Genomic DNA, 13517 nt, shown 5'->3' with positions numbered 1-13517 from the left:
ATGTTAGCTATTCTTCAGCACCATTAAGTAGATCTGAAAATGCAGACAATTTATTAAGCACCATACCGTGTATTGATTTTCTTGGATATCGCCCTGTTCTGGTCATTTTCCCTGCCGGCTGTGACATTAAAATTTCTATCGCTTGATCAATGTTTTCTACAGCATAAATAGCAAACTTGCCATCAGCCACCGCTTGAATAACATCAGGTGCCAACATCAAATTGATGGTATTAGTTTTAGGAATAATAACACCTTGTTTACCTGTTAAGCCTTTGTCTTGACAGAGACGATAAAAACCTTCAATTTTTTCATTAACACCACCAATAGATTGCACTTCGCCATGCTGGTTCATTGACCCCGTAATCGCTATACCTTGGTTTATCGGTAATTTAGCAATGGCAGAAATTAACGCACATAACTCAGCCATTGAAGCACTATCACCATCGATATGACCATAGGATTGTTCAATAGCAATATTGGCGGATATAGTCACTGGGAATTCCTGCCCATATTTATGACCCAAGTAACCGGTTAAAATCAACACGCCTTTGGAGTGAATAGATTTACCTAAGTCGACTTCTCGCTCAATATCAGTAACGCCTTGACTACCGGCATATACAGTTGAGGTTATTCGCGCGGGTGTGCCAAAAACGCTATCGCCAATTTCGAGTACCGTTAGGCCATTTATTTTACCTATTTGCTCACCTTCAGTATCAATAAGCAGTTGGCGTTCTTTAATTTCTTCTAACCAAGCTTCGCTCATCCGCCCTGTTCTGCGCTGCTTTGCCGCTAATGCCATGGTGACATGTTTGCCGCATAAACCATTTTTACCGTCAGATAACTTCCATAAATAAAAGGCTTCATCTAATAGGTCGTTAACTTGTACGATATTGGCTGATATTTTATGCTGATGCTCTGCGCGCCTTAAGGCATATTTAACCAATTCTAAAATCGCTTCGTCTGTTACTTCGGGATAATTATTACGATGAGCACGTTGACGAATTAAATTGGCGTAGTCGTTCAAGTTATGCTGATTTTTCTCTAAATGGCGATCAAAATCGGCTAAAACTCTGAATAACTCGGTAAATTCTTGATCATAATCTTGCAAAGTGTAATAAATTTCAGGATCGCCCAGTAAAATAACTTTGACATTTAATGGGATTTTTTCAGGTTGCAGACTAAATACACCAGGTTGCGCATATTCTAAGTGCGGATTTTCGATAGTTATTTGTTGGGTTTTCAGCGCCAACTTTAAGCGAGCCCATACAAGCGGTTGCGTTAGTAATTTATCTGCTTCAAGTAATATATATCCACCATTAGCTTTATGAAGAGCACCCGGTCTTATGAGGCGATAACTTGTATAACTAGCACCTTGAAAGCTGCCAAAATCCACATGGCCAAACAGGTTTTGGAAGGTAGGGTTTTGCTCATAAACAACTGGTGCACCTTCGTCGGCTTTTCGAGTGACTAATAAATTAGGTAAAAAGCGCTCAACCATTAACTTACGCATATCTTTATCATTAGGCGTGTCGTTACTTTCATCAACCAGCAATTCTAAAACGGCATCAACAACATGTGTTTTCACTTTTGCTAAATACTTTTGTACGCCAATATTACTCACAAACTCAGCTTCTAGCTCTTCTAAAAAAGGTTGAATACTTTGTGCGGCAGTTTCATGCTTTAACTTGCGTAATTTATCAGATGAAATACGTTTCCATTGTGGTAGTTCAATTAACTTTTCGGATAATAAATCTTCTAATTTAGCTAATATGATATAAAAATCGGCACGCTTTGGCTCTTTCAGTTCAGCAAACTCTTTATCATTAAGCGGTTTACCTGCAACCAGAGGTGAAAAACCAATTTCACCATTTTCTTCAAACAACAACACATTACTTTTTAATGCTGTCTCTTCCACTTCAGTAATAGCTTGATCATATTTTTTATTAAAATCACGATCGAGTGCAGCCTTTTGTCTTTGATAGCCAGGGTTATCAAATATTTCTGGAAATAAATCCATTAACTCGTCAATAAATGTATTCATGCGAGTAAGTAACTGCTTACCATCACCAGGACTAACATGGAGGTTATGTGGCGAATTAGGATCATCAAAATTGTTAATGTAACACCATTCATCTGGTGTGGGCTCTTTGCTGGCTGTTGCCGCTAACATTTGTTTGATTAACGTTTGGCGCCCAGTACCATGCTCTCCCATGGCATAAACATTAAAACCGGGCGCATCCATCGACAAGCCAAAAACCAATGCTTCTTTAGCTCTTTCATGACCAATAAATACTTGCTCTATTTCAGCAGTAGGTGTGGCATTGGCAAATTGTTTAACCGTTAAGTCTGCGGTTAATTGGCAAGGTTTAAGGCGTGTGTTGGTTGACACATTTGTCATAGAAAATCTCTTGGGTGCGAGTTTAATAGCGTGTAGGGTAAAATTTAGCGAACTGACTTAATATTCAGATAACTAATTAGCAAATAGCTATAGATACGGTTTCATTAAATACAGTGTACAGCGACAACCCTATTAACAGCAAAACAATATCAACAACTATCTGAAAAATTTGCTTCTAGGGTGTTAAACTAATGCGATTAAAGTCTTTGCCACCACAAGTAATACACTCCGCAACAACATTTGCATGACTATACGTTACACAGTGCTGGCATGCTCGACACTGCAATTGTCCAAAACCTACATGGTCGCCAACATGGTAACCATCATGATGTTGAAAATCATCCATAAGCTCTGACCATTCTACTTGTGATTTGTCGGTAATTTGTGCCAAATTTTCCCAAAGACTCTCATTCAATATATCTAAATAAATGGAATGTTTAATATCGGCTTGGTACTGCTGGTAAAAATCACTTAAATCATATTTCAGGTTAGTGATGAACTGCTTAACTTGCTGTTCTGGAATTTGTTCGGCAGCGATTAAAATCTTTTTGGCTTGTTCAATTAACTCAACAATTGAGCGCACTTCATTATCGCTAGTATCTCCGAGCCATGTTTGTAAGTTTTGATATACCTCTTGCATACGAGGTTGTTCTTGTTTCATAACGCCTCCGTCATTAAATGCTCACTTTTTAGTATAATTATTAAAGTGATAAAAGCCACCATTAACCACCTTAATTAAAGTACAAAGTAATGATAAACGTGGTTTTTCTTGGTTATTCCCCTTTGATTCATTAAGAGTGCTACTTTTTCATGAGTAAAAATGAACAAATGCCAGGTATAAAATCTAATAAGCACTTATGCTACTTATCAATTTTATAACGCTGTAGCTTTTCATTTTAACCATTAAAAATGCACAAATAATTAATCAACTGAGTATTAGACCGAGATAATGTTGAAAAATCTGCAGCATTAACCTGCTTTAACTTGTCGCAATGGCTAGAGATAAGGTATCCTATCGGGATAATTTTTATCGCTAAAACCTAAGCTTAAAATAACAAATTTTATCTTTATAAATTTGCCAACAAAGTCAGGTGAAGCACTTATTTTAAGCGTGTTTGAGAAATATTAATGGAATCCATTTACAATCCCCAATCAATAGAAGCCGATGTTCAGAAATTTTGGACTGATAACAACACCTTCAAAGCTGAAGAGTTACCAGGAAAAGAAAAATTTTATTGCTTGGCAATGTTTCCATATCCTAGTGGTCGACTCCACATGGGCCACGTGCGAAATTACAGTTTAGGTGATGTTATTTCTCGTTACCAACGCATGCAAGGCAAAAACGTGATGCAACCTATGGGTTGGGATGCTTTTGGTTTACCTGCTGAAAACGCTGCAATTAAAAATAATTCTGCACCAGCTAAATGGACTTACGAAAACATTGATTACATGCGTAACCAATTAAAGTCTTTAGGATTTGGTTACGACTGGAGTCGTGAATTAGCCACTTGTAAAAAAGACTACTATCGTTGGGAACAATGGTTTTTCACTCAGCTTTATGAAAAAGGCTTAGTGTATAAGAAAAATGCTACGGTAAATTGGGATCCAGTTGATCAAACAGTACTTGCTAACGAACAAGTTATTGATGGTCGCGGTTGGCGTTCAGGCGCGCTTGTTGAGCGTAAAGAAATTCCACAGTGGTTTATCAAAATTACTGACTATGCAGAAGAATTAATTAACGATTTAGACCAATTAACCGATTGGCCTGAGCAAGTTAAAACCATGCAACGTAACTGGATTGGTCGCTCTGAAGGTGTAGAAATGACCTTCCAAGTTGCTGACTCATCAGAAAGCTTCGATATATACACTACCCGCCCTGATACGTTAATGGGTGTAACTTATGTGGCATTGGCAGCACAACATCCTTTAGCCCTTGCAGCTGCAGAAAATAATACTGAACTTGCTGAGTTTATTCAAAGCTGTAAAACCAATAAATCTACTGAAGCTGATATGGCGACAATGGAGAAAAAAGGTGTTGATACTGGCTTAAAAGCTATTCACCCAATCAGTGGTGAAATAGTACCTGTTTGGGCAGCAAACTTTGTTTTAATGGATTATGGCTCAGGCGCGGTGATGTCTGTACCAGGTCATGACCAACGTGATTGGGAATTTGCGACTAAGTACGGTTTAGAAATCAAACAAGTTATCGCCGGTACTGAAGACGATGACGTAACCAAAGCGGCTATTACTGAAAAAAATGTTTTAGTTAATTCAGGTGAATTTGATGGCTTAAGTTTTGAAGATGGCTTTAAAGCTATTTCTGATAAATTAATCAGTGAAAACAAAGGTAAAGTAACAGTAAATTACCGCTTACGTGACTGGGGTGTTTCTCGTCAACGTTACTGGGGTACACCTATTCCAATGATGCACCTTGCCAATGGTGAATCTGTACCAGTACCTGCTGATCAATTACCGGTTGAACTACCTGAAGATGTCATCATGAATGGCGTAACTTCGCCAATTAAAGATAACCCTGAATGGGCTAAAACCACATACAATGGTGAAGAAGCATTCCGCGAAACAGATACCTTTGATACCTTCATGGAGTCATCATGGTATTACGCACGATACTGTTCACCAAACGACGATACACAAATGTTAGATCCTGCTAAAGCCAATTACTGGTTACCCGTTGATCAATACATCGGTGGCATTGAACACGCGATTTTACATTTACTTTATGCACGCTTTTTCCATAAGTTATTACGTGATGCTGGTTTAGTTACCTCTGATGAACCATTTAAGAAACTACTTTGCCAAGGCATGGTGCTCGCTGACACATATTACCGTGAAGCTGATAATGGTGGACAAGATTGGATTGCACCAACTGATGTTGACGTTGAACGTGACGAAAAAGGTCTAGTTACTTCTGCTATTAGTAAGTTAGATGGTAAACCGGTTATTTCTGCTGGCATGAGCAAAATGTCAAAATCGAAAAACAACGGTATTGACCCTCAAGAAGTGATTAATCTTTATGGTGCTGACACCGTACGATTATTTATTATGTTTACTTCACCGCCAGAGCAAACTTTAGAATGGTCTGACTCAGGTGTTGAAGGCGCTCATCGTTTCTTAAAGCGCGTTTGGAAATTAACTTACGACTTTACACAAGCAGCTGATGTGTCAAATGCCGCCCCAAGTAATGCGGGTTTAACGCTTAATGCAGCACAAAAGTTACTGCGTCGTGAATTACATAAAACCATTGCTAAAGTGAGTGATGATATTGGTCGTCGTAACACTTTCAATACCGCTATTGCTGCGATAATGGAATTAATGAATCACTTAAGTAAAGCGAGCATTGAAAGCAATGAAGACCGCGTAGTTATGCACGAAGCAATTCGCGCTGTGGTATTAATGCTAACGCCTATCGTTCCGCACTTAAGCCACCATTTATGGAATATGGTTGGTGATGGTAATCCAGTTGAAAATACCGCTTGGCCAGTTGTTGACGACAGTGCTTTAATTGAAGATGAAAAGCTTATTATTGTGCAAGTTAACGGTAAGTTACGCGCTAAAATTACTGTTTCAGCTGATGCGACCAAAGAAGCGGTAGAAGAAACCGGTTTTAACGATGAAAACGTTAGCAAATTTATAGATGGTAAAACCGTACGTAAAGTTATTTATGTACCGGGTAAATTATTAAATATTGTAGCTAATTAATTAGTACTTTTTCGCATAGTAAATCATGAGTATTAATAAACTCATGATTTACGTTGTAGCCACTTATCAGTGCATAGCTAATCTTATTTACTCTGCACTGATAAAATTTTCATCCATTAAAAAGTGAACACTTTATGAAGCAATTGATCATAGGTCGAATTAGCAAACTGTTATCATTTTGCCTAGTGTTAATAATGATAACGGGTTGTGGTTTTCAACTACGCGGTAATTACTTATTAGCACCTGAATTACAAACCATTGCTTTTAGCTCGGTAGACCAATATGGCGAACTTACACGCTTGGTTAAGCAGCATTTAAGTATTAATGATGTGAAATTAGTACAAAAAAGTGACGCCGACATCCCGCAAATGCGTATGTTAAAAGACAATTTAGACAGACGAACCTTATCTGTTTTCCCTAATGGGCAAGTTGCTGAATACGAACTAATTTATACAGTTAGGTATCAAATTTTAATTCCAGGGCAAGATATTCAAAACTTCCGTTTTGAGCTTAATCGTGATTATCAAGATGATCCTGACATAGCGCTGGCAAAAAGTAGGGAATTATCGTTAATGTTACGAGAAATGCGCCAAGAAGCTGCCAAGAAAATCTTACGTGATATGGCTAGCATTCAGCTGTAGGTAAACTTCATGCGTATATACCATAGTAACCTCGACAAAACGCTTAACCAAGGCTTTCAGCCAATATGGTTAGTATTTGGTGATGAGCTATGGCAAAAAAATGATGCCTTAGAGAAAATTAAGCTGCATGCCAAAAAACAAGGTTTTGCGGAAATAATTCGCTTTAGTATCGACGATAAATTTGATTGGGACGAACTCTTTCAAGAGTACCTATCGATGAGTTTGTTTTCGCCATTACGTATTATCGAAATAGAATTTACTTCAGGTAAAATTGGCGATAATGGCGCTAAGGGTGTAGCAAAATTACTCACCCTTTTACATCAAGATATTCAACTTATATTCCATGGTCCAAAATTGGATGCGGCAACGCAAAAGCGAAAGTGGTTTAAGTCTTTAGAAGCAGCAGGTTGTTTTGTACCTTTGTATGATGTTGAAGGTAAGCAATTAAAACAATGGTTGAATAATCAAGCAAGGCACTTACAACTTAACTTAGCACCTGATGTCATTGATTTAATGGCAGAGTTATTTGAAGGTAACCTCCCTGCACTTGAGCAAGAGTTGCAAAAGCTTTCAATTTTGTTTTCACAACAAACAGTAACCTTTGAAGAAGCTGAAAACCTTTTTATCAAACAAGCTAAGTTTAGCCCTTTTCAACTTATCGATACGTTATTGATTGGCGACTTAAAGAAATGTTTGAAAATTTTAGACCAAATGCAGCACGACGGTAGTGCTTTTGGTCAATTAATTTGGGTTGTGCATAAGGAAATAAGCCAACTTTATGCCATGTTAGAACAAATGGATCAAGGCAGTGGTATTAACGATATTTTTAAACAATATCGCATATGGGAAAAGAAAAAACCTTTATATCAACATGCGTTAAAGCACATTACCTTAACGCAAGCAGAGCAAGCTTTAGCAAGGTTAGCGCAGGTTGATTTACTCAGTAAAACGAGCAGTGACTTTAACGCGTTTATTTTACTCAGTGATGTTTTCATCAGCTTATTTCATCATGAACTAAGTCAAAACTTTAGTTTAGATTATGAGTATAACTAAGCAAAATCCGCCAAAAATTATTGCTGTGCTTGGCGGTACTTTCGATCCCATTCATTTAGGTCATACTCTGCCTGCCCAAGAAACAGTTAAGTGGATTGGAGCAGAAAAATTATTTTTAATTCCTGCTCATATTCCCCCACATAAACTTGGCACCCATGCCAATGCCAAACAGCGTGCTGAAATGGTGTCATTAGTTTGTGATAACAATGATAATTTCATGCTTGATAGTCGCGAACTTAATCGACATACCCCCTCTTTTACTGTCGATACGTTAAATGAAATTAAAGCTGATCACCCGAATACAAGTTTATATTTTATAATGGGTATGGACTCACTATTAACATTTACCACTTGGCACTGTTGGCAAGAAATTTTAACTTTATGCAACTTAGTCGTTAATATTCGCCCAGGTTATTCACATCTGGAACTGGAAGACACGCTTACGCCAGAGTTAAAGGCTCGTCTGATATTTAATTTAACCGATTTGCAGCCGCAAAAATCTGGTCAAATAGTTATACATGAAAGCAAGCCAGTTAATATTTCATCAACAGAAATTAGAGCGAGAATAAAATCTGGTTTAGATTGTAGCCAGTACCTAGAAAAACCGGTTTTCGACTTTATAAAGCAGCATAAGCTTTATAACTAAGTTCGAACTAATTCTATTTTCTGTCAAAAAAACGCTATTTATAACGACTTTTGTTCCTGACTTAGTGAAATATATCAATTGTTGAGTAAAAAAGAGGCTAACGACAACATTAGATGGTTAACTGACAAACAAAATAATGCTATTATCGCCGATTATTGCTAATTATAGAGATCCCACTTTGCAAAGTTCAGAACTAATTACTTTTGTTACCGAAAAAATAGAAGACATGAAAGGCCGAGATATCGTTACTTTAGAGGTATCTAAAAAATCGGGTTTCACTGACTATATGTTAGTTTGCTCTGGTAACTCAAAACGTCACGTTATTTCAATTGCTCAATCACTTACTATTGAATGCCGCGCAGCTGGTATTGAAGCCTTAGGTGTTGAAGGTAATGATATCGGTGAATGGTCTTTAGTTGATTTAGGTGATGTAGTTGTTCACATAATGACCGATGAGATCCGCGATCGTTATCAACTAGAACAACTATGGGAATAATCTAAACAACAATGCGCATTACCTTATATGCTGTTGGTAATAAAATGCCCGCTTGGGTTAGCCAAGGGTTTAACGAATATTGTCGCAGATTTCCTCGTGATATGAGTTTTCATCTAGTTGAAATTTCACCTGGAAAACGTGGTAAAAATGCCGATATTGCTCGCATTCTCGAAAAAGAAGGTGAGCATACATTAGCGGCTATTCCTAAGGGTAATCGCATTGTGACATTAGAAGTTGAAGGTAAGCCTTGGACTACGCCTCAACTTGCCAAGCAACTTGACCGCTGGCATGTTGATAGCAGAGATGTTGCTCTGCTTGTTGGTGGCCCAGAAGGTTTAGCGCCCGCTTGTATTGAAGCATCAGAGCAAAAATGGTCGTTATCGCCACTGACATTACCACATCCAATGGTTAGAGTAATCGTAGCTGAAAGCCTCTATCGTGCTTGGTCAATCAATAATAATCACCCTTATCACAGAGAATAAGTAATGGCTCGAAAAAAACGCGTTGCCATTAGAAACCATAGCGCTGAAGCCAATTTATTTGCACGCCGTACGTTTATTACTTTCATTGCGGTCATCATAATGTCTTTGCTGTTGTTCAGTAATATTTATGATCTGGGCGTTAACTCTTATCAAAAATATCAAACACGCTCTAACTCTAACCGTATAAAACTTTTACCCGTTGCGCCAAATAGAGGCTTAATCTACGATAGAAATGGTGTTCTACTGGCTGATAATACGCCTGTATACAGTTTAGAAGTTATCCCAGAGCAAGTAACCGACATTAAGCAAAGCCTTGCTGCCGTTAGCCAATTATTAGATATAAGCCAAGAAAAACAAGACGAACTACTTAAAGCCGTAAAAAGCAAACGTCGCTTTAAACCGATCGAGCTATATTCTCGTTTGAGCGAACAGCAGGTTTCTTTGTTTTCGGTAAATCAGCATAAGTTTCCTGGTTTTTTTATTGATGCGCGTTTAAAGCGATATTATCCCTTTGCTGATTTAACAACCCATTCGCTCGGTTATGTCGCGCGTATTAATGGTCGAGATTCTGTTGCCCTTGAAAAGCAAGGTTTAGCTGAAAATTACGCTGCCACTCGTAATATTGGTAAGCTTGGTTTAGAAAAATATTATCAAGATATTTTACACGGAACCATTGGGCATCAAGAAGTTGAAATAAACAACTTAGGTCGTATCATTCGAACGTTAAATTTTACCCCTCCCATTCCAGGAAAAGATCTTACTTTAACTTTAGATATTGAATTACAAATGATCGCAAAACGAGCGCTTTCAGGAAAGCGTGGTGCGATTGTAGCCATTGATCCAAGAGATGGTGGCGTATTGGCCATGTATTCAAACCCTAGTTTTGATGGCAATTTATTTGTCCATGGTATTAGTAGTAAAAAATATAAAAAGCTTTTAGCACCAGAGAGTAACAAACCGCTTTTAAATCGTGCGGTACAAGGTTATCCGCCCGCTTCAACAATTAAGCCACTACTCGCCCTTACGGGTCTAGACGATGGTGTTATTACTCCAGAAACTGAAATTTATGATCCTGGTTTTTATCAACTCCCTGGCATTGAGACTAAACGTCGTGATTGGAAAAAATGGGGTCATGGAAAAGTTAATTTAACTAAATCATTAGAGCAATCTTGTAATATTTATTACTATGATTTGGCCTACAAGCTCGGTATTACCAAAATTAGTCAAATGATGAGAAAATTTGGTTTTGGTGATTACACTGGGATTGATCTTCACGAAGAAAGTCGTGCCATAATGCCTAGCATTGAGTGGAAAAGAGAGCGATACAATAAAGGTTGGTATACCGGAGAAACGCTTTCAGTAGGTATCGGACAAAGCTACTGGTCAGTTACGCCCTTGCAGTTATCCCAAGCGATATCTATCTTGGTTAACAAAGGACAAATTAAAGTACCACACTTGTTAAAGTCTACCAGTGAAGTGCCTGTAGACGAGCAAGGTATAAGCTCACATATACCTGTAATTACCGAGTATGTCGTTGATGAAAAAGCACCCATTGTCTTAAAAGATCAAAAAAGTTGGGATGTGGTTTTAGATGGTTTACATAATACGGTGCAAAAATTCGGCGCTACCGGCTATAGTGCATTTAAAGGCAGTAAATATGATGCCGCCGGAAAAACAGGGTCTGCACAAACCGCAAATATCGCACAAGACGAAGAGTACGACGCCAGTAAAGTTAAAGAAAGCAAACGTGATAATGCCATGTTTATAGCTTTTGCGCCTTACGAAAATCCTGAAATTGTGGTGGCTGTTGCAATAGAAAATGTCGCGAAAGGCGGTGGTGGAACAAATGCCGGTCCTGTAGCTCGACAAATTATGGATCAGTACTTTGGTGATCGAGAAATTGTCAGTAAAGACCAACGAAAGCATCCCCATCATACCAATGTTTATCAACAAAATATCAGTAATACAGCAGGTAATCCCTAGTGCGTAGTACCGGACATGATCAACAACGCCAACGAACCTTTTGGCAACGCTTACACATTGACTTACCTCTACTAAGCGGTATTTTAGTATTAATGACGCTTGGGCTATTTGTTGTTTATAGTGCTGGTGGTCAAGAGACTGCAGTTTTGATCCGACACGCAAAACGTGTAGGTCTAGCACTTTTTGTGATGTTTATTGTCGCGCAAATCCCCCACTGTCTTATCGTAAATGGGCTGTTCCAGTATTTATTATCGGCTTAATGTTATTAACAGCGGTTTTACTTTTTGGTCATGTCGGTAAAGGTGCTCAACGTTGGCTAGACCTTGGTGTAACTAAGTTTCAACCCTCTGAAATCATGAAGCTTGTCGTGCCAATTATGATCGCATGGTATGTCAGTCAACATGATTTACCCATTAAAATGTCGAAGATTATTATTGCTTTTACTTTAGTGCTGTTACCAACATTGCTCATTGCAAGACAGCCTGACTTAGGCACTTCTTTACTGATTGCAAGCTCAGGCGTTTTTGTGATATTTCTTGCTGGGGCAAGTTGGAAACTGATCGGACTTTGTGTTGGCTTAGCTTCAGCGTTCGCGCCTGTTTTATGGATGTTTTTAATGAAACCATACCAAAAACAGCGAGTGTTAACTTTTTTAAATCCTGAGCAAGATCCACTTGGTTCTGGCTATCACATTATTCAATCTAAAATAGCTATTGGCTCAGGAGGCATTCACGGTAAAGGCTGGCTTCAAGGTACGCAATCCCAACTAGAGTTTCTCCCTGAGCGTCATACAGATTTTATTTTCGCGGTATTTAGTGAAGAATTTGGCTTGATTGGTGTTGGCTTATTATTAACGGTATACCTAGCGATTGTTATGCGCGGTTTATGGATTGCGGTCAATGCTCAACATGCGTTTACCAAGCTTTTAGCCGGTAGCCTAACCTTAACATTCTTTGTTTATATTTTTGTAAATATTGGCATGGTCTCTGGATTACTGCCTGTGGTAGGTGTACCTTTACCATTGGTTAGCTATGGCGGTACTTCAATGGTGACATTAATGGCAGGATTTGGCATTCTAATGGCCGTCAGTACGCATAGACGATTTAATATCTAGCAGAAAACACTCATAAACAACGAGCATATTAAAAGAATGATAGATATTTTATGGAAAAATTAAACACAACCCTGCTTATCTGCATAATTTTACTTCTAACAGTAATGTCTGCTTGTAGTACTCAAAATAACAATAGCCGTTACCAACAAAAGCATGATAGTACGCCAACGCGCACGCCTAATGCCAGTGAACTTATTAACGCTACGCCTCGAGCAGAAACACATAGCCGAGGAGGCAACAAACATTACCAAGTATTTGGCAAACATTACCAAGTACTAAAAACGGCAGAAAACTTTAGCCAAACAGGAACAGCCTCGTGGTATGGCAAAAAATTTCATGGTCATTTAACGTCAAACGGTGAAATTTATGACATGTACGCAATGAGTGCGGCACATAAAAACTTACCACTGCCCACCTATTTAAAAGTAACCAACAATAGTAACGCAAAGTCAGTTATTGTGAGAGTGAATGATCGAGGCCCATTTCATCAAAGTCGGATCATAGATTTGTCTTATAGTGCGGCTTATAAACTCGATATGCTAAAAACAGGCACAGCTGATGTCACTATTACAGCAATTAATGATTTTAGCGCTGAAGGTATAGAAAAACTGCAACTTAACACGCCTCACCTAACTGCCGACAATACTGTTATTACGGCATTACCAAAAGAAAAAGTGGTTACTATTCCTCATGCAGGCATAAAGCAGGTTCAGGATAAGACATTATCTTCGCCTGCTTTTAAAAATAAATTTATACAGGTTTTTGCCAGTAAAAGTCAGCTTCAAGCATCTAAAATTGCAAAGGCATTATTACAACAACATAAAAAGAATACACAAATAGAAGAAAAAAATGGAATTTTTCGAGTCCTTGTTGGTCCGATAATAACTAACGATGAATTAACGCGTTTATTATTAGCGATTAAAGACAATGGTCACCCTAAAGCTTTTATTCGAAAATAGCGCTTTTAAACTTTATGGTTTTCAC

At 38.2% G+C, this 13517-nt stretch carries 10 protein-coding genes and 1 pseudogene; 9 read left to right on the top strand and 2 right to left on the bottom strand.

The window, feature by feature from the left end; translation table 11 throughout:
• Nucleotides 1-7 precede the first annotated feature (7 nt).
• Both DBO93_RS04025 and DBO93_RS04020 read right to left on the bottom strand, forming a co-directional pair.
• The gene (locus tag DBO93_RS04025) at nt 8-2398 is read right to left on the bottom strand and encodes an ATP-binding protein (RefSeq protein WP_108455179.1); all 2391 of its coding nucleotides are present in this window, start codon (nt 2396-2398) and stop codon (nt 8-10) included.
• A 175-nt stretch (nt 2399-2573) separates the two neighbouring features.
• Complete coding sequence (locus DBO93_RS04020; protein ID WP_108455178.1) at nt 2574-3059, bottom strand: zinc ribbon-containing protein; 486 nt, start codon at nt 3057-3059, stop codon at nt 2574-2576.
• A gap of 467 nt (nt 3060-3526) precedes the next feature.
• On the opposite strand from DBO93_RS04020, the gene leuS reads away from it, so the two are divergent.
• The 9 genes and pseudogenes from leuS to DBO93_RS03975 all read left to right on the top strand — a co-directional run bounded on the left by leuS (nt 3527) and on the right by DBO93_RS03975 (nt 13492).
• Nucleotides 3527-6118: a leucine--tRNA ligase gene (gene leuS, locus DBO93_RS04015; protein ID WP_108455177.1), complete on the top strand. Its 2592-nt coding sequence runs from the start codon at nt 3527-3529 to the stop codon at nt 6116-6118.
• Nucleotides 6119-6252: 134 nt separating this feature from the next.
• Nucleotides 6253-6759, top strand: a complete 507-nt coding sequence (gene lptE / locus DBO93_RS04010) for an LPS assembly lipoprotein LptE (RefSeq protein WP_108455176.1) — start codon at nt 6253-6255, stop codon at nt 6757-6759.
• Between the two features lie 9 nt (nt 6760-6768).
• Nucleotides 6769-7812 carry a DNA polymerase III subunit delta gene (gene holA, locus DBO93_RS04005; protein ID WP_108455175.1) on the top strand — a complete coding sequence of 348 codons (1044 nt, stop codon included), beginning with the start codon at nt 6769-6771 and terminating at the stop codon, nt 7810-7812.
• Nucleotides 7799-8458 (top strand): nicotinate-nucleotide adenylyltransferase, encoded by a 660-nt coding sequence (gene nadD / locus DBO93_RS04000; RefSeq protein WP_108455174.1) that lies wholly within the window; start codon nt 7799-7801, stop codon nt 8456-8458. Before holA ends, nadD begins: the two co-directional genes overlap by 14 nt.
• 178 nt (nt 8459-8636) lie before the next feature.
• Nucleotides 8637-8954 carry a ribosome silencing factor gene (gene rsfS / locus DBO93_RS03995; protein WP_108457739.1) on the top strand — a complete coding sequence of 106 codons (318 nt, stop codon included), beginning with the start codon at nt 8637-8639 and terminating at the stop codon, nt 8952-8954.
• An 11-nt stretch (nt 8955-8965) separates the two neighbouring features.
• Complete coding sequence (gene rlmH, locus DBO93_RS03990; protein WP_108455173.1) at nt 8966-9436, top strand: 23S rRNA (pseudouridine(1915)-N(3))-methyltransferase RlmH; 471 nt, start codon at nt 8966-8968, stop codon at nt 9434-9436.
• Between the two features lie 3 nt (nt 9437-9439).
• Nucleotides 9440-11419: a penicillin-binding protein 2 gene (mrdA, locus tag DBO93_RS03985; RefSeq protein ID WP_108455172.1), complete on the top strand. Its 1980-nt coding sequence runs from the start codon at nt 9440-9442 to the stop codon at nt 11417-11419.
• Nucleotides 11419-12533 (top strand): annotated as a pseudogene (rodA, locus tag DBO93_RS03980) (rod shape-determining protein RodA). The gene mrdA and the pseudogene rodA overlap by 1 nt, the downstream one beginning before the upstream one ends.
• Nucleotides 12534-12583: 50 nt before the next feature.
• The gene (locus tag DBO93_RS03975; protein WP_108455171.1) at nt 12584-13492 is read left to right on the top strand and encodes a septal ring lytic transglycosylase RlpA family protein; all 909 of its coding nucleotides are present in this window, start codon (nt 12584-12586) and stop codon (nt 13490-13492) included.
• Nucleotides 13493-13517 lie beyond the last annotated feature (25 nt).

Source organism: Colwellia sp. Arc7-D, from assembly GCF_003061515.1.
GTDB lineage: Bacteria > Pseudomonadota > Gammaproteobacteria > Enterobacterales > Alteromonadaceae > Cognaticolwellia.
Note: the sequence above shows the minus strand (reverse complement) of the source record. Positions and strands in the feature narration are given on the sequence as shown.

Bases quoted from the DNA above. Each gene is read 5' to 3' on its own strand.
- DBO93_RS04025 (WP_108455179.1), bottom strand. From the start codon at position 2,398: ATGACAAATGTGTCAACCAACACACGCCTTAAACCTTGCCAATTAACC.
- DBO93_RS04020 (WP_108455178.1), bottom strand. From the start codon at position 3,059: ATGAAACAAGAACAACCTCGTATGCAAGAGGTATATCAAAACTTACAA.
- leuS (WP_108455177.1), top strand. From the start codon at position 3,527: ATGGAATCCATTTACAATCCCCAATCAATAGAAGCCGATGTTCAGAAA.
- lptE (WP_108455176.1), top strand. From the start codon at position 6,253: ATGAAGCAATTGATCATAGGTCGAATTAGCAAACTGTTATCATTTTGC.
- holA (WP_108455175.1), top strand. From the start codon at position 6,769: ATGCGTATATACCATAGTAACCTCGACAAAACGCTTAACCAAGGCTTT.
- nadD (WP_108455174.1), top strand. From the start codon at position 7,799: ATGAGTATAACTAAGCAAAATCCGCCAAAAATTATTGCTGTGCTTGGC.
- rlmH (WP_108455173.1), top strand. From the start codon at position 8,966: ATGCGCATTACCTTATATGCTGTTGGTAATAAAATGCCCGCTTGGGTT.
- mrdA (WP_108455172.1), top strand. From the start codon at position 9,440: ATGGCTCGAAAAAAACGCGTTGCCATTAGAAACCATAGCGCTGAAGCC.
- DBO93_RS03975 (WP_108455171.1), top strand. From the start codon at position 12,584: ATGGAAAAATTAAACACAACCCTGCTTATCTGCATAATTTTACTTCTA.